The organism is Gammaproteobacteria bacterium (genome assembly GCA_013003425.1).
GTDB lineage: Bacteria > Pseudomonadota > Gammaproteobacteria > Steroidobacterales > JABDKV01 > JABDJB01.
Genome location: JABDJB010000106.1, coordinates 1 through 16,670, shown reverse-complemented (window position 1 = coordinate 16,670; position 16,670 = coordinate 1). Strand labels below are relative to the sequence as shown.

General features: G+C 61.3%; 15 protein-coding genes. 7 read left to right on the top strand and 8 right to left on the bottom strand.

The annotated features are described in order from the left end of the window. The 6 genes from HKN06_14045 to HKN06_14020 form a co-directional block, all read right to left on the bottom strand. Positions 1-2,382, bottom strand: a complete 2,382-nt coding sequence (locus tag HKN06_14045; GenBank protein ID NNF62433.1) for a penicillin acylase family protein — start codon at positions 2,380-2,382, stop codon at positions 1-3. A gap of 25 nt (positions 2,383-2,407) precedes the next feature. Then, positions 2,408-3,841, bottom strand: a complete 1,434-nt coding sequence (gene pyk / locus HKN06_14040) for a pyruvate kinase (protein ID NNF62432.1) — start codon at positions 3,839-3,841, stop codon at positions 2,408-2,410. 225 nt (positions 3,842-4,066) lie between these two features. Next, complete coding sequence (locus tag HKN06_14035) at positions 4,067-5,230, bottom strand: phosphoglycerate kinase (protein NNF62431.1); 1,164 nt, start codon at positions 5,228-5,230, stop codon at positions 4,067-4,069. Positions 5,231-5,249: 19 nt separating this feature from the next. Continuing rightward, the gene (gap, locus tag HKN06_14030; GenBank protein NNF62430.1) at positions 5,250-6,257 is read right to left on the bottom strand and encodes a type I glyceraldehyde-3-phosphate dehydrogenase; all 1,008 of its coding nucleotides are present in this window, start codon (positions 6,255-6,257) and stop codon (positions 5,250-5,252) included. Positions 6,258-6,267: 10 nt separating this feature from the next. Beyond that, positions 6,268-8,286: a transketolase gene (gene tkt / locus HKN06_14025; GenBank protein ID NNF62429.1), complete on the bottom strand. Its 2,019-nt coding sequence runs from the start codon at positions 8,284-8,286 to the stop codon at positions 6,268-6,270. A 158-nt stretch (positions 8,287-8,444) separates the two neighbouring features. Next, entirely contained in the window at positions 8,445-8,999 is a 555-nt protein-coding gene (locus tag HKN06_14020) for a thioredoxin family protein (protein NNF62428.1), read from the bottom strand. Between the two features lie 71 nt (positions 9,000-9,070). Between HKN06_14020 and HKN06_14015 the strand changes: the two genes are divergently transcribed. The 4 genes from HKN06_14015 to HKN06_14000 all read left to right on the top strand — a co-directional run bounded on the left by HKN06_14015 (position 9,071) and on the right by HKN06_14000 (position 13,514). Continuing rightward, positions 9,071-10,255, top strand: coding sequence for a methionine adenosyltransferase (locus HKN06_14015; GenBank protein NNF62427.1), 1,185 nt, complete (start codon positions 9,071-9,073; stop codon positions 10,253-10,255). Between the two features lie 43 nt (positions 10,256-10,298). Next, positions 10,299-11,714, top strand: a complete 1,416-nt coding sequence (locus HKN06_14010) for an adenosylhomocysteinase (GenBank protein NNF62426.1) — start codon at positions 10,299-10,301, stop codon at positions 11,712-11,714. 149 nt (positions 11,715-11,863) lie between these two features. Then, complete coding sequence (locus HKN06_14005) at positions 11,864-12,619, top strand: 3',5'-cyclic-AMP phosphodiesterase (GenBank protein ID NNF62425.1); 756 nt, start codon at positions 11,864-11,866, stop codon at positions 12,617-12,619. After that, positions 12,612-13,514 (top strand): TraB/GumN family protein, encoded by a 903-nt coding sequence (locus tag HKN06_14000; protein ID NNF62424.1) that lies wholly within the window; start codon positions 12,612-12,614, stop codon positions 13,512-13,514. Before HKN06_14005 ends, HKN06_14000 begins: the two co-directional genes overlap by 8 nt. 7 nt (positions 13,515-13,521) lie before the next feature. Here the strand turns inward: HKN06_14000 and HKN06_13995 are convergent, their stop codons facing one another. Continuing rightward, positions 13,522-13,686, bottom strand: a complete 165-nt coding sequence (locus HKN06_13995; GenBank protein ID NNF62423.1) for a rubredoxin — start codon at positions 13,684-13,686, stop codon at positions 13,522-13,524. A gap of 71 nt (positions 13,687-13,757) precedes the next feature. On the opposite strand from HKN06_13995, the gene HKN06_13990 reads away from it, so the two are divergent. Genes HKN06_13990 through hemL form a run of 3 tightly spaced genes read left to right on the top strand, consistent with a single transcriptional unit; the run spans position 13,758 to position 16,495 of the window. Continuing rightward, positions 13,758-14,558, top strand: coding sequence for a hydroxymethylpyrimidine/phosphomethylpyrimidine kinase (locus HKN06_13990; protein NNF62422.1), 801 nt, complete (start codon positions 13,758-13,760; stop codon positions 14,556-14,558). Further along, positions 14,555-15,202, top strand: coding sequence for a thiamine phosphate synthase (locus tag HKN06_13985; GenBank protein ID NNF62421.1), 648 nt, complete (start codon positions 14,555-14,557; stop codon positions 15,200-15,202). The genes HKN06_13990 and HKN06_13985 overlap by 4 nt, the downstream gene beginning before the upstream one ends. Before the next feature lie 9 nt (positions 15,203-15,211). Further along, entirely contained in the window at positions 15,212-16,495 is a 1,284-nt protein-coding gene (hemL, locus tag HKN06_13980; GenBank protein NNF62420.1) for a glutamate-1-semialdehyde 2,1-aminomutase, read from the top strand. On the opposite strand, the gene HKN06_13975 is transcribed toward hemL, so the two are convergent. Beyond that, positions 16,492-16,670 (bottom strand): hypothetical protein (locus HKN06_13975; protein ID NNF62419.1); only part of this gene is annotated, 179 nt, incomplete at its 5' end. The two genes, hemL and HKN06_13975, sit on opposite strands and share 4 nt — an antisense overlap.

Below are 16,670 nucleotides of genomic sequence, written 5' to 3'. Positions count from 1 at the left end.
CTACTGTCCTTTTTGGTTGGCGACAGGCGCCAGCGTCAGGTGATGCTGCGCCGGTCCGGGCAGGAACGGGGTTGGCTGACCTTCTGCCCAGTCGTCATGGCCGGACCCATAAAAGGGCGACAGCGGATGACCACTCTGGCCACCGGGCATGTGAAAATAACCCTCTTCCTCGTTTCCCGGCGACACCGCCATACGCTGCGAAGCACCGAAAGCCGGTCCCTGCACCCGCGGCATGTTCGCATCTCCGGGCAGGCGGTTTGGCGGCATGTTGAGCCAGCGTGACAACAGCGGCACGCCACGCGTCAGCGGATGGGCGATGCGCATGGTGTTGAACTCACCCCAGGTGCGATCGGCCAGACCACCTTCAAAATCACCAAAGTAATCAATCGTTGTATCGACTACAGCCAGCAGAAAATCGTCCCAGCTCGCATACTGTGGCCCGAGCAGGTGCACTGGCTGCTGTGAAATAACCTGCCACACGGGACGCTCGAGCTGGCTATGCGCGGTCAGCCTGAAATCGGGAATCTGCTCACGCACCGGCGCCAGCAACGCATCGCTAATCGCACGCATGGCATCCAGGCGAAAGGCCCGCACCAGCCGGTAACCGGCCGAGTCAACCGCAGCACGCCCGCCCCACTGCTGTACCAGCTGGCGCAGCTCGCCACGTACCGGACGTTCGGCAACGGCTTCAGGCGTCAGCAGCGAAACCAGCAGTTGCTGCCAGCGCTGCAGGAAGACTGCCCGGTTATCCAGCTGGATTGCCAGCATGTCATCGATGGTGAGGCGATCTCGCGCCAGCAGGCCGTCGCGAATTTGCCCTGCCCGTGCGCCTGTCGGGTGATTGCCCTGCCCCAGCAATGCCAGCCAGTCGCCATCCACGGTGCGCGCATTGGCTGTCCACAACACGCCAGCCGGCGGATCGACGATACGCGGATAGTCGCCCGGCTCCACCCAGCCCTGCCAGCCATCACCGTCGGCCCACGAGATGGGGGTGGCCGGATCGAAACCGCTACGGCGCGGGATACGACCCATGATGGTCCAGCCGATATGGCCATCCCTGTCTGCAACCACATAGTTTTGCGGCGGCGCGCCGACCCTGTTGGCCACGGCGATCGCCTGCTCAATGGAATGCGCGGTTTCGAAATCAGTAATGGCGGCGTTCATTGCAGCCGGCAGATGGGCAATCCAGCGTAATGCACGCTCGCGATCCTGGTGATCGGTATCGATGACCGGGCCCCACTGGGTTTGACGGATCAGCAGCTCTTCTGTCGGTCCGCCTTTTACCGAAATGTGCTCGACCACCTCGTCGAAGGCCAGCCAGTCGTCGCCTGCCCGGTAATATTGCGGGCGCTGCGGGTCGGTCTCGAGGACTACCAGGTCCTGCCAGTCGCCATACGAGTTGGTAAACGCCCAGGCCACATGACGATTGCTGCCGGCGACGACCAGCGGCGTACCGGGCAGGGTCACACCGGTGATGTCGAGGTCAACCGCCGGCACCCGGATACGGGCACGGAACCAGATGTTTGGCACCGCGTGGCCCAGGTGCATGTCGCCGGCAACCATGGCGCGACCGTCTGCCGAACGGTCGCCGCTCACCGACCAGTTGTTACTGCCATGCACCACCCGGGTTTGCTCCCGCGCGCTGGCCGCCTCGAACAACGGTTCGGGTAGCTCGCGCAGGTCGACAACTTCCGGACCCGGCAGCGGTGCTGCCACCGCCGGCCCGCCACGCAGCGGGGCATCCCATTCCGTACCGGGCTGCACCAGCCACTGGTACAACGGGGCAGGCAGCACGTCGCGCAGCAGGCCCAGCTGTGAGTCGCGCCGCGCCGACTCGTCATTGAGCTCGAAGTACATGCTGTAGACCGTCAGCAGGCTGTCTTCGATACGCCACGGCTCGGGGGCGACCCCAAGCAGCAGGTATTCGAATGGCCGCACTGCCAGGGCAGCAAGACCGGCATTGACGCCATTGGTATACGCCTCGTACAGCGCGCGATCACGCGGAACGAGTTGCTCTGTCAGCTTATCTGCACGCCAGCGAAACCGATGCAGGCGGTTGGCCTTGTCCAGTGACAGAGCAGCAGCGCCAAACAGTGCTGCCAGCTCGCCGGCACCAACACGACGCTGCAGATCCATCTGGAAAAAACGCTCCTGCGCGTGCACGAAGCCGGTCGCGTAGGCCGCATCCAGCCGGTTTGCCGCAGTAATCGTCGCGATGCCCAGCTCGTCCCGCTCCACGGTGACCGTGGCGGCAAGTCCGGCGGTTTCGATTTGCCCGTCGAGCGACGGCAGGCTGGCTTGCAGCAACCAGTAGCCGACAATGGCCAGCACTGCTGCCAGCAGCAGCAATCCCGTCAACACTCGCCGAATCAGCACCAGCACGCTTCTAACCACCTGGGCGAGGCGGCTAGCTGACTACCGCAATCTTCATGGTATTGGTGCCACCGGAAATGCCCGACAGGTCGCCGCGGGTGAAAATAACCCGGTCGCCTTTACTGACCACGCCAGACTTGAGCATCTGACTAAGCACGTACTCGCCCACCCTGCCGGGTTGAGCCTGCAGAACATCAAAATCGACCGGATAAACACCGCGATACAAGGTGGCGCGACGGCGTGTTGCTTCGTGCCGTGTCAGCGCAAATATCGGGATACCGGAGCGAATACGCGACATCCACAATGCCGTCGAGCCCGATTCAGTCAGGGCAAAAATTGCCTCGACATCGAAGTGATTGGCGATGTACATCGTCGCCATGGCAATTGCTTCGTCGGTGGTTTCGAAAAGCGCGTCGATACGGTGCCCGGAAATCTGTGTTTCGCGCCGACGCTCGGCGCCAAGACACACCCGCTCGACCGTCTCGATCACCTTTACCGGGTATTTGCCGATTGCGGTTTCCTGCGACAGCATGACTGCATCGGTACCGTCGATGACCGCGTTGGCAACGTCCAGCACTTCGGCACGGGTCGGAATCTGGCTGGTCACCATAGACTCCATCATCTGAGTCGCGGTAATGACCGTTCGATTCGCGTCGCGCGCCTTGTTGATAAGGTCTTTCTGCACCCCCGGCAATTCTGCATCGCCAATCTCAACGCCGAGATCACCCCGGGCCACCATGACGGCATCGCTGACCTGCAGAATGGAATCGATATTCTCGACTGCCTCGGCGCGCTCGATCTTGGCGACGATAAAACCGTCGCCGCCGGCAGCGCGCAACAGGCGGCGCGCGTCCTGTACGTCCTCGGCACCACGCGGAAAAGAGATAGCAACGTAGTCGAGATTCTGCTCGGCTGCGGTGACGATGTCTTTTTTGTCCTTTTCAGTGAGCGCTGTCGCTGACAGACCGCCACCCTTGCGGTTGATTCCCTTGTTGTCCGACAGCTCACCGCCAATGACTACCCTGCCAACAACCCGGGTACCCTCGGTCGCGACAACTTCGATTTCGATATGACCATCGTTGATCATCAGGGTATCGCCGGGCTCGAGGTCGTGAGCCAGCTGCGGATACGTCGTGCCGACGATTTCTTCATTGCCGGCGTCCGGGTCGTGCTGCGAGTCGATAACAAAGGTAGCGTCCTCGGTCAGCATCACAGGACCGTCACTGAAGCGCTGGATGCGGATCTTTGGTCCCTGCAGGTCGCCCAGCAGGCCGACATCCCGCCCCAGGTCGGCCGCAACGCGACGGGCGGCCGCAATCCGCCTCAGCTGATCTTCGCGGCTGCCGTGGGAAAAATTGAGGCGCAGCACGTTCGAGCCGGCACGAATAAGCTCACGCAGCACTGCTTCGTCATCCGTGGCCGGGCCCAGGGTTGCGACGATTTTCGTCCGCCGCCGAACATTTTCCATTGTCATAGACCCGGATTGTAGCCGTTCGCGGCTGAAGCCGCTCCCTCAGGAACCGCTTCCACAAGAGGCGCTCCTGCAGCGGTTACAAGTTCGTCCTGCTCCATCAACAATCGTCGAACCAACCGGGCCGGTTCGACTCCTTTTACCCTGCCTGTCCACCATCAGTCGCTACCCAAATCAGAACATCGCGACGTCGCAGTCGCGGCTGGAAGCCGCTCCCACAGGTTACAAGCAGTCTGCCTCTTCGAGCGCAGTAACGGCGGGCAAGGTCTTGCCCTCGAGAAACTCCAGGAAGGCGCCGCCGCCGGTGGAAAGATAGGACATGCGATCGGCGAGCCCGTATTTGTCGAGCGCGGCGAGACTGTCCCCACCACCGACCACTGAAAAGGCATCGCTTGCGGCTATCGCCTCAGCCAGCACGCGGGTACCGGCGCCGAACTGGTCGAATTCGAATACACCGACCGGACCGTTCCACACCACGGTCCCGGCGCTGCCCATGTAGGCGGCATAGTTTTTCGCTGTCTGCGGGCCGATATCCAGGATCAGTTCGTCGTCACGCACATCGTCGATATCGCGGGTAATGGCTGCGGCATCTGCCGAGAATTCGCGGGCAACGACTACATCGACCGGCAGCGGTATTTTTGCATCGCGCTCGCGAGCCAGGGCAACCAGGCGTTTAGCATCATCGACCAGGTCCTCCTCGTAAAGCGAGTTACCGACCGAGTGACCGGCCGCCGCGATGAATGTGTTGGCGATGCCGCCACCCACGATGAGCTGGTCAACTCTTTGCAGCAGCGTTTCGAGCACCGTCAGCTTTGTCGAAACCTTGGAGCCGCCGACAATTGCCACCAGCGGGCGTCGCGGTTCATCCAGAGCCTGGTGGAGCATTTGCAGCTCGCGCACCAGCAGCGGGCCGGCGCACGCGACATCAGCGTATCGCGCAACGCCCTCGGTGCTGGCCTGCGCACGGTGCGCAGTGCCGAAGGCGTCCATGACGAAAATGTCGCAAAGCGCAGCCATGCGCCGCGCCAGCTCCGGGTCATTGCCCTTTTCGCCCCTGTTGAAACGGACGTTTTCGCACAGCACGATTTCCCGCGGCTCGATGTCGAAACCATCGAGCCAGTCGCGCTGCAGCCGCACCTGGCGCTCGAGCAACTCGCCCAACCGCCTGGCGACCGGCGCCAGCGAAAACTTCTCTTCGTACTCGCCCTCGGCGGGACGCCCCAGATGGGACATCACCATTACCGCGGCACCGGCGTCCAGCGCGGCCTCGAGCGTTGGGATGGCCGCACGAATGCGGGCATCGCTGGCCACTGTGCCTTCGTCAACCGGCACGTTGAGATCCTCGCGGATAAGCAGCCGCTTACCCGCGAGATCGAGTTCCGTCATTTTCAGCATGCGTTGCCCGTCAGGCGTTCATCATCGCCAGCATGGTGTCGAGCATGCGGTTGGAGAAACCCCACTCGTTGTCATACCAGGAACAAACCTTCACCAGGTTACCGGACACCTTGGTCATCGAAGAATCGAATGACGATGAGTACGGCACGTGATTGAAGTCGATCGACACCAGCGGTTCATCGACGTACTGGACGATGCCGCGCATTTCGCCATCGGCTGCGTCGCGCATGATGGCATTGATCTCGTCCACCGAAGTGTCACGCGAGGCAACAAAACTCAGGTCGACCAATGAGACGTTGATAGTCGGCACGCGCACGGCAAAACCGTCCAGCCTGCCGTCGAGTTCCGGCAGCACCAGGCCAACCGCTGCTGCGGCACCGGTCTTTGTCGGGATCATCGACATTGTCGCCGAGCGCGCCCGGCGCAGATCCTTGTGATACACGTCGGTCAGTACCTGGTCGTTGGTATAGGCATGAATGGTGGTCATCAGCCCACGCTCCAGCCCGACTTTTTCATGCAGTGGCTTGACCATCGGTGCCAGGCAGTTCGTTGTGCATGAGGCATTCGATACGATGGTGTCACTGGCTTTCAACACACCGTGATTAACGCCATAGACCACGGTCGCATCAGCATCCTTACCCGCCGGCGCGGATATCAGCACCTTCTTGGCGCCCGCCTGCAGGTGCAGACCGGCCTTTTCCCGCGTGCGGAACACGCCGGTGCACTCCAGCACCACGTCGACGCCCAGCTCTTCCCACGGCAGCTTGGTCGGGTCAGGCTGAGAAAACACCCGCAGCCGGTCGCCGTTGATGATCAGGTCATCACCGTCTTTTTCGACGCTGCCAGGAAACGGCCCGTGCGCCGTATCGTGCTTCATAAGGTATGCGTTGGTATCCACATCACCCAGGTCGTTGATCGCGACGAAATCGATTTCGCCGGTGCGCTGCGTTTCGAAAACAGCGCGTAAGGTAAGCCGGCCGATACGGCCAAATCCATTGATTGCTACTTTGATAGCCATTGTGTTGCTCCTATCCTGCGAACGCCTGGGCCGGTGCCTGCAGCAGACTCTCTGCCTCAGCAACGATGCGCTCTGCGGTTACTCCAAGATGCTCAAAAACCTGCGCGCCCGGCGCTGATTCGCCAAAACGCTCTATACCTATTACCCGGCCGGTGCTGCCCACGTAGCGATACCAGTAATCCGGCACCCCGGCCTCAATTGCAATGCGACGCCCTTCCGGCGGTAAAACACTATCGCGATAAGTCGCGTCCTGCTGGTTAAAAATGTCCGCGCACGGCATCGAAACCACACGCACACGACGGCCACTATCAGCCAGTGCTGCCGACGCCTGCATGGCAAGCGCAACTTCCGAGCCGGTTGCTATAAGCACCAGCTCGGGTGCGCCCTCGCAGTCGGCGAGCACATACCCGCCGCGTGCGATGTTGGCAATCTGCTCTTTGCTGCGCGGCTGGTACGGTACTCCCTGGCGGGTAAACACCAGCGAGGCCGGCCCCCTGCGCTGCTCGAGCGTCTGGCGCCACGCAACTGCGGATTCGACTGTATCGCACGGCCGCCAGACCGACATATCAGGAATAATACGCAGGCTCGCGAGGTGCTCGACCGGCTGGTGTGTCGGGCCATCTTCGCCCAGCCCGACCGAGTCGTGGGTGTAGACAAAAATACTGGGGATTTTCATCAGCGCCGCGAGCCGCACCGCGTTACGCGCGTAATCGGAGAACACCAGGAATGTGGCGCCATACGGGATAAAGCCGCCGTGCAGCGCCAGCCCGTTGAGAATGCCGGACATGCCAAACTCGCGCACGCCGAAATAGATGTAATTACCCTGCGGGTTGGCCGCACTCATCACCTCGGACCCCGACCAGTAAGTGCCGTTGGACCCGGTCAGGTCGGCTGAACCACCAATAAGCTCAGGCAGCATGGGCCCGAAGCCGTTGAGCGCCGCCTGCGATGACTTGCGCGTCGCCTTGTCGGCCGCCTCTTTGTCGACCTGCTCGATAAATTCCCCGGCACGCCCTTCCCAGTCAGGCGGCAGGTCACCGGTCATGCGGCGCTGATACTCCGCGGCCAGCTCCGGGTATTTCTTTTCGTACTCGGCGAACAGCTCCTGCCAGTGAGCCTCGACGGCAGCGCCGCGCTCGCGTGCATCCCAGTGCGCGCGAATCTCACTCGGTATTTCGAACGGCGGGTGTTCCCAGCCAATGGTTTTGCGTACTTCGGCAATCTCATCGTCGCCCAGAGGAGCACCATGCGTGTCGGCCGTGCCCTGCTTGTTCGGCGAACCCCAGCCGATGACCGTGCGGCAGCAGATCAGCGTCGGTTTGTCATGCACTGAACGCGCCACATCAATCGCCCGGCGCACGGCGTCAGCCTCGTGGCCGTCGACTGCGTCAATCACGTGCCAGCCGTAAGCCTCAAAGCGCTGCGCGGTCTTTTCGGTAAACCAGCCGTCTACTTCGCCATCGATAGAAATACCGTTGTCATCGTACAAAACGATCAGTTTGCCCAGCCCGAGGGTGCCGGCCAGAGAACAAACCTCGTGGGAAATGCCCTCCATCAGGCAGCCATCACCGGCAAACACGTAGGTCTCGTGATTGACGATGTCGAATCCCGGTCGGTTGTAGCGTGCTGCCAGGTTTTTTTCGGCGATTGCCATGCCGACTGCGTTTGCCAGGCCCTGGCCGAGCGGCCCGGTGGTCGTTTCGACCCCGGGTGTCATGCCGTACTCCGGGTGGCCCGGAGTTTTCGAACCAAGCTGACGAAAGTTCTTCAGCTCATCGAGCGACAGGTCGTAACCGGAAAGATGCAACGCCGAGTACAACAACATGCTGCCATGCCCGTTCGACAACACGAAACGGTCACGGTTGTGCCAACCGGGGTTGGCAGGATTGAACCTGAGGAAATCGTTCCACAAAACTTCTGTGATATCGGCCATGCCCATCGGCATGCCAGGGTGGCCGGAATTGGCTTTTTGCACTGCGTCCATGCTCAGTGCACGGATCGCATTGGCCAGGTCTCTGCGCGTAGGCATTTATTACTCTCGCGGGTGTTAAGGCGCGCGCATTGTCACCCAGACCACACCTTTCATCAATCGTCTGCAGCGCCGCCGGCGGCACAGGCCGGGGGACTATCCGAGACTCGGCAGCAAGAATGCTGCGGATGGTTTTGTTGGGCTTGTAGAAAGCCGACCTAGTCGGCCCACTTGATGCTGCAGCCGATGCTGGCTGTCTGCTCCTGGGGTCCCTTGCCGGTAGCGGCAACCATCGCCATGGCCTGGTACAGATCGCGCGGCGCACCGGCCGGCGGCGGCCCGGTCCGACCGGCGTCGAGGCGGCCACGGTACTGCAGCTCGAGGTCGGCGTTGTAGCCGAAAAAATCCGGCGTGCACACGGCCCCGTAGGCGCGCGCAACATCCTGGGTTTCATCGATCAGGTAGGGGAACGGGAAGTCCAGCTCTTTCGCCCAATGCCTCATGTTGTCAAAGGAATCAGCCGGGTAGGTCGCCGTATCGTTCGACATAATGGCCACGCTGCCAACCCCCTGCCCGGCCAGCTCACGCGCGTCACGGATGATGCGGTCGATAGCAGATTTCACGAAAGGACAATGGTTACAAATGAACATCACCAGCGTGCCGTTCTCGCCGCGTACGTCCGCCAGGCTCCAGCGCCGGCCATCGACGCCGGCCAGCTCGAAGTCGGGGGCCGGGGCGCCAAAATCGCAAACCGGTGTTTCCAGGGCGGCCATGAGATCTCCAGATGTCGTCGGGGGGCGTTGCAGAGTATACTAGCCGGCTGTTATCGCCAAAGATCACCCCGATGCAAAAAAATTACCTGTTCACTTCCGAGTCGGTCTCGGAAGGTCATCCCGACAAAATGGCTGATCAGATTTCTGATGCCGTGCTCGACGCAATCATCGCCGAAGACCCGAGCGCACGTGTTGCCTGCGAGACTATGGTCAAGACCGGCATGGCGATCATCGCCGGCGAAATCACCACGTCGGCATGGGTCGACCTGGAGAAACTGACTCGCGAGACAATTCTCGAAATAGGTTACGACAGCTCCGACCTCGGCTTTGACGGAAAATCCTGCGCCGTGCTCAACGCAATCGGCAAGCAGTCCGGCGATATTGCCCAGGGCGTTGACCGCGACGTGAAAGAAAACCAGGGCGCCGGCGACCAGGGCCTGATGTTCGGCTACGCCACAAACGAGACTGACGTGCTGATGCCCGCCGCCATTACCTACGCCCACCGGCTGGTACGGCGCCAGGCCGAAGTCCGCAAGAGCGGCAAGCTCGGGTGGCTGCGGCCGGACGCAAAAAGCCAGGTTACGCTGAAGTATGTCGACAACCAGCCAGCTGGACTGGACGCGGTGGTGTTGTCTACGCAGCACGATGATGACATCAGCCAGAAAGATATTTACGACGGCGTGCGTGCCGAAATCCTCGAACCGGTCCTGCCGCGCGAATGGCTGGATGACTGCCCGCAGGAAAACGTGCACATCAACCCGACCGGGCGTTTCGTCGTCGGCGGCCCGATGGGTGACTGTGGCCTGACCGGCCGCAAGATCATCGTCGACACCTATGGCGGCATGGCGCGCCATGGTGGTGGCGCGTTCTCCGGCAAGGATCCGTCCAAGGTCGATCGTTCCGCCGCCTATGCCGCGCGCTATGTGGCGAAAAACATAGTCGCCGCCGGACTGGCCGACCGCTGTGAGATCCAGGTGTCGTATGCAATTGGCGTGGCGAAGCCGACCTCGATCAGCATCGAGACTTTTGGTACCGGCCGGCTCGACTCGGCGCGCCTGGCTGACCTGGTGCGCGAGCACTTTGATCTCACGCCATACGGCATCCGCAAGATGCTGGACCTGGTGCGGCCGATCTACAAGGCAACCGCCAGCTACGGGCATTTTGGCCGTAGCGAGCAGCAATTCACCTGGGAGCGACTGGACAAGGTCGAAGCCCTGCGCGACTCCGCCAAGGTGCGGCTGACGGGCACTGATTAACGGGGTACGGCAGCGCCGCGCCCGCAGAAAACTGGAGAAACAAATGAGCACACCGCTGGAAAAAGTTGCGCCTGATTACAAGGTAGCCGACATCGGCCTGGCCGAGTTTGGCCGCAAGGAAATCGCCATTGCCGAAACGGAAATGCCGGGGCTGATGGCAGTACGCGAGGAATATGCGGGCAAGAAACCGCTGGAAGGGTCACGTATCGCCGGTTCACTGCACATGACGATCCAGACAGCGGTGCTGATCGAGACGCTGATCGAGCTGGGTGCCGAGGTGCGCTGGGCATCGTGCAACATCTACTCAACACAGGATCATGCCGCCGCAGCCATTGCAGCAGGCGGCACGCCGGTGTTTGCTTTCAAGGGCGAGACGCTGGACGAATACTGGGAGTACACCCACCGCATCATGGAATGGCATGACGGCGGCGTACCCAACCGTATTCTTGATGACGGTGGTGACGCCACCTTGCTGGTAACGCTGGGAGCCCGCGCAGAACAGGACCCGAGTGTTCTGGACAACCCCGGCAGCGAGGAAGAACGTGCATTGTTCGCCTCGATTCGCAAGCGCCTGGACAGCAATCCGGGCTGGTACGGCAAGCTGTTCAAGGCCATCGACGGCGTAACCGAAGAAACCACGACAGGTGTTGCCCGCCTGTACCAGCTGGCCGCAGCCGGCGAGCTGCCGTTTCCGGCCATCAACGTCAACGACTCCGTTACCAAGAGCAAGTTCGACAACCTGTATGGCTGCCGCGAATCGCTGGTCGACGGCATCAAGCGCGCTACGGACGTGATGATCGCCGGTAAAGTCGCACTGGTGTGCGGTTACGGCGATGTCGGCAAAGGCTCGGCGCAATCATTGCGCGCACTCAGCGCCAAGGTTCTGGTCACCGAAGTCGACCCGATCTGCGCCCTGCAGGCCGCCATGGAAGGCTACGAGGTCGTCACGGTGGAAGATGTAATCGGCCAGGTCGACATCGTGGTTACCGCCACCGGCAACTATCACGTAATCACCCATGACCATGTCCTGCGTATGAAAGACCAGGCCATCCTGTGCAACATCGGTCACTTCGACAACGAAATCGATGTCGCCGCGCTGGAAAAATATGAGTGGGAAAACATCAAGCCGCAGGTTGACCACGTTATCCTGCCCAACGGCAACCGCATCATCCTGCTGGCCCAGGGGCGCCTGATCAATCTCGGTTGTGGCACCGGTCACCCCAGCTTTGTCATGTCCAACTCGTTTACCAACCAGGTCATTGCACAGATCGAGCTGTGGCAAAACCGTGACAACTACGAAAACGACGTCTACGTGCTGCCAAAGCACCTCGACGAGCGCGTGGCGCGGCTGCATCTGGATCGGGTAGGCGCCAAGCTGACGCGGCTGCGCCCGGAACAGGCCAAGTACATCAACGTGTCGGAAGACGGTCCGTACAAGCCCGAGCATTATCGCTATTGACGCTCGCGGCTGAAGCCGCTCCGACAACGAAGTTCGCGGGCTGGTCACATCAGCGCGGTTCCGGGTTCGCGGCTGAGGCCGCTCCTGCGGGCGTGCTTTTCCTATATGCTGCGGAATAGCAAGAGTAGGTACACCAGCCTGGGGCCAGCATGAGCGATTTCCGGCGCATCCTGCATTTTACTGACCCGCACCTGTTTGCCGGGCGCGACGGTGAGATGCGTGGTGTACGAACTCTCGACAGCCTGTGCGCCACCCTGGCGACGGCGCAGGCCAACAACTATCCGGCCGACGCCGTGCTTGTCACCGGTGATATCGCACAGGATGAAAGCCGCGGCGCTTACCGGTTGTTCCGCGACAGTCTCGCCGCAATGGGTCTGCCGGTTTACTGCCTGCCAGGCAACCACGATGCGCCACAATACATGCAGGAAATGCTGACGCAGGCGCCGTTCCAGTACTGCGGCACCGCACGCTTCGGAGACTGGCTGCTGGTGCTGCTTGATACCCATACGGCCGGCGATGCCGGGGGCCGCATCAGCGATGCCGGTCTGGTCGCCCTGGACGAGCAGCTGGCCGCCAATCCGGACAGCCACGCGCTGCTGGCGCTGCATCACCATCCGGTGTCAGCCGGCAGCCGCTGGCTCGATACTGTGCCTTTACGCAATGCGGCTGATCTGTGGGATATCGTCGACAAGCACGACAATGTCCGCTGCCTGCTGTGGGGACATGTGCATCAGGCTTACGACAACCGCCGTGACGACATCATGCTGCTGTCTACTCCTTCCACCTGCCGTCAGTTCGCTGCCAACCAGGATGAATTTGGCCTCAGCGACGAGCCGCCGGCTTTTCGCTGTGTCGATCTGTACGACGACGGCACCATCGCTACTGCGGTGATCTGGTGTGACTGAGTATTACCGCACGATATCTGTCGCGGTAGTCGCGCTGCTGGTGCTGGCGGGAGGTTGCAGTCCGGACAATAGCGATGATGTGCCGAACGACGCCGGCGAACATATCGTCTGGGAAGTCCAGGGCGAATCGAACAGCGTGTTCCTGCTGGGCTCCATACACCTGCTGCGCCCCCAGGACTACCCGTTACCAGAGGTTTACGACGAGGTATATGCGGAAGCCGAGCAGCTGGTAATGGAACTGGACATGGATGACCTCGACGTGTCGACCATGCAGCGGGAGATGATGACCGCTGCAATGATCGACAATGGCAGCCTGCGCGACTTGCTGGGTGAAGAGGCATGGAATACCGCTGCCCGGACTGCTGCCGGCATGGATATCGAACTGGAGATGCTGGGCGCCGTCGAACCGTGGTTCGCTGCGCTGACTGTCGTGGAACTGCAGATGGTGAAAATGGGCTTCAATCCTGCGCTCGGGGTCGAGTTCTATTTTCTCGAACGCGCCCGCAATGATGACAAGCCAATCACCGGGCTGGAAACAATCGGCGAGCAAATTGCATTCTTTGACGAGATGCCCATCGATACCCAGCGCCGTTTCCTGCTCAAGACACTGGATGACGCCAGCAAGATCGGAACCGATATCGACGCCCTGGTCGGGGCATGGCGTAGCGGCGACCTGGCAGCCATGCGTGGCGAACTGACACGCGGGTTCGATGGTTTCCCGCAGGTATACAATTCGCTCGTCGCTGCGCGGAACGCCGGCTGGCTGGAAGACATAACCGACCTGCTCGACGACGAAGACGACTACCTTGTAATCGTCGGCGCACTCCACCTTGTGGGCGAAGACAGCCTGGTAAAGTTACTGGATGAGCAGGGTTTTCAACTGAATCGCCGGTGACGGGCGATTACACCTCGACCATGTCGAAGTCTTCCTTGCCAGCCCCGCAATCAGGGCAGCGCCATGCCAACGGAACGTCGTCCCAGCGGGTGCCGGGCTCGATGCCCGCCTCCGGATCGCCTTTTTCTTCGTCGTAAATGTAGCCACAAATGAGGCACATGTATGTCTTCATTCGGCTGCAGTCCTATACTGTGCTTAGCGGCCGCAATCTTCCTACAACAGGGATGGAGATACAATCTGCAAATGAACAACACTTTACCTAACGTTCTGGTGATCAGTGGCAATGACCCGTCCGGCGGCGCCGGTGCGGCAGCCGACATCCAGGCCATCACGGCGCTGGCTGCACATCCGGCCCCGGTAATTACCACGCTGACCGTACAGGACACTCATAACGCCACCTCGGTTGTCGCAGTGAACCCGCAATTGGTTGCGGATCAGGCTGCAGCCGTGCTCGGCGACCTCGACATCGCCGCGATTAAAATAGGGCTGTTAGGAAACGCCGAAATCGGGCTGGCGGTTGCCGACCTGCTGGAAGCAAACCGCGACATTCCGGTGGTACTCGATCCGGTGCTGGTCGCTGCCGGGGGCGCGCAGCTGGCCGAGGACTCGTTGCTGGACGTCCTGCTCACCCGCCTGCTGCCCCTGGCGACTGTTCTGACACCCAACGATTCCGAGCTGCGCGCGCTGGCGCCCGACAAGGGGACAGACGAAGACCGTGCCGCACAGCTGGTTGGACTGGGCGCGCAATGGGTGCTGGCCAAAGGCGCCGACGCCGATACACCAGAAGTACACAACAAGCTGTACAACAAAGGTGGCGAAGTCGAAGTGTTTACCTGGTCACGCCTGCCCCATACCTATCACGGGTCCGGCTGCACACTGGCCGCCGCCATCGCCGCGCTGCTGGCCCACGGCGAGGACATCATTGATGCCGTAACAGCGGCACAACGCTACACCTGGGAAGCCCTGCGTCTCGGTTTCCAACCGGGCACCGGCCAGTTTGTCCCGCACCGGTTTTTCCACTTGCCCGAGGGCCCGCTGAAGTGAGCAAGCCAGCGCTCCCCAGGGGGCTGTATGCCATTACCGACAGCGACTACATCCAGGCCGGTTTGCTGGCAAATGCAGTGCGCCACGCCGTCGTCGGCGGTGCCGTCATGGTGCAGTATCGCGACAAAAGCCGCGATCATGGCCGGCGCAAGCGCGAAGCAGCAACGCTGCGTGATATCTGTCACGAGCACGATGCATTGCTGATTATCAATGACGATATCCGTCTCGCCGAAGAGGTGCATGCGGATGGCGTCCATCTTGGCCGCGATGACCGCACGGTGGAAGCCGCGCGCAAGTTTCTTGGTGACGACGCCATAATTGGCGCCTCCTGTTACAACTCGGTGAGCTTTGCCCGACGCGCCTGCGACGAGGGCGCCGACTACGTCGCGTTTGGCAGCTTCTTCCCGTCGCGTACCAAGAGCGGCGCCAGCCGTGTCCACGTCGAGATACTGGCTGAGGCTCGCGAGCAGCTGGACACACACCTGGTCGCGATCGGCGGCATCACCCCGGACAACGGCGCAACGCTGATCGCGGCGGGCACCGATATGCTGGCGGTTTGCGCCGGTGTATTCGAACATCGTGATCCGGAGGGCGCGGCGCACCACTACGCCACGCTGTTCAGGGATGCCGCCCTGCTGGGTTAAGCTGCACAGATGACCAGAGAACTTTACCAACAGGCTTGTCGCTACATCGCCGGCGGCGTCAACTCACCGGTCCGCGCATTCGGTGCGGTTGGTGGTGACCCGGTCTTCATTGCCCGCGCCGAGGGTGCATACCTCTACTCTGCTGACGGCCGCCGTTTTGTCGACTATGTCGGCTCGTGGGGTCCGATGATCCTCGGGCACGCACATCCCGACATCATTGCCGCAGTACAGGAGACCGCGGCCCGTGGTCTCAGCTTTGGTGCACCGACAGAACTCGAAACAGCTCTGGCGAAGAAAGTCACTGAAGTGATGCCGTCGATCGAGCGGGTGCGGATGGTCAGCTCCGGAACGGAGGCAACGATGAGCGCCATCAGGCTGGCCCGTGGCTACACTGGCCGCGACAAACTGGTCAAGTTTGAGGGCTGTTATCACGGACACGCTGACTCGCTGCTGGTAAAAGCTGGTTCCGGCGCGCTGACTTTTGGTGTCCCCACGTCGCCTGGGGTGCCCGCGGCGACGGCTGCCCTGACGCTTACCCTGCCGTTTAACGACGTCACTGCGCTGGAACAGTTGTTCGACAGGCAGGGCGCGGAGATTGCCTGCATCATCGTCGAGCCGATCGCCGGCAATATGAATATGGTCAAGCCGCTCCCGGAATTTCTTTCGGCATTACGCGAATTGTGCAGCCGGCACGGCACCGTATTGATTTTCGACGAGGTGATGACCGGCTTTCGCGTCGCGGCCGGCGGAGCGCAGGCGCTGTATGACATCAAGCCTGACCTGACCACATTGGGGAAGATTGTTGGCGGCGGCATGCCGGTCGGTGCGTTCGGCGGGCGAGCCGACATCATGGCGCAACTTGCACCGGATGGCCCGGTGTACCAGGCCGGTACGTTGTCCGGTAACCCTTTGGGGATGGCGGCAGGGCTTGCCACCCTGAATGCTGTTTCCGCGCCGGGTTTTTACGAGAATCTCAGCGCTGCAACGGAAAAACTCGCGCGCGGCTTGCACGAAACAGCAGCCGCGGCAGGTGTGGATCTGCACACAACGAGCGCCGGCGGGATGTTTGGCGTGTTTTTCACCCCGCAGAACGGCGTCGACTCGTTTGCCGACGTGATGGCGTGTGATCGCGACCGCTTTACCCGCTTTTTTAACCTGATGCTGGCAGCCGGCATTTATCTTGCGCCGTCGGCCTTCGAAGCCGGGTTTGTCTCAGCAGCCCACACGGATGCCGACATTGACACGACCATTGCGGCCGCTGCTGACGCTTTCGATCAGCTGAAAAAGAACTAAACGCGTTTCGCCAGGAGTCGGTACCGGTCGATGTCGACAAAATCGCCGAGGTCACGCGCTGCCTGGTAAACCCGCGACACCATCAGCAACATCTTCTCGTTGATCGGGGTCTCTTCGCTCGAGTCGAGACGATGCCCCGCCTCTGGACAGAGATACAGCTCGCACATACCACCAA

Coding starts and splice junctions, on each gene's coding strand:
- hemL (NNF62420.1), top strand. CDS start 15,212: ATGACCAGAGAACTTTACCAACAGGCTTGTCGCTACATCGCCGGCGGC.
- HKN06_13990 (NNF62422.1), top strand. CDS start 13,758: ATGAACAACACTTTACCTAACGTTCTGGTGATCAGTGGCAATGACCCG.
- HKN06_14035 (NNF62431.1), bottom strand. CDS start 5,230: ATGACGGAACTCGATCTCGCGGGTAAGCGGCTGCTTATCCGCGAGGAT.
- HKN06_14015 (NNF62427.1), top strand. CDS start 9,071: ATGCAAAAAAATTACCTGTTCACTTCCGAGTCGGTCTCGGAAGGTCAT.
- HKN06_14005 (NNF62425.1), top strand. CDS start 11,864: ATGAGCGATTTCCGGCGCATCCTGCATTTTACTGACCCGCACCTGTTT.
- HKN06_14010 (NNF62426.1), top strand. CDS start 10,299: ATGAGCACACCGCTGGAAAAAGTTGCGCCTGATTACAAGGTAGCCGAC.
- HKN06_14020 (NNF62428.1), bottom strand. CDS start 8,999: ATGGCCGCCCTGGAAACACCGGTTTGCGATTTTGGCGCCCCGGCCCCC.
- tkt (NNF62429.1), bottom strand. CDS start 8,286: ATGCCTACGCGCAGAGACCTGGCCAATGCGATCCGTGCACTGAGCATG.
- HKN06_13995 (NNF62423.1), bottom strand. CDS start 13,686: ATGAAGACATACATGTGCCTCATTTGTGGCTACATTTACGACGAAGAA.
- gap (NNF62430.1), bottom strand. CDS start 6,257: ATGGCTATCAAAGTAGCAATCAATGGATTTGGCCGTATCGGCCGGCTT.
- pyk (NNF62432.1), bottom strand. CDS start 3,841: ATGGAAAATGTTCGGCGGCGGACGAAAATCGTCGCAACCCTGGGCCCG.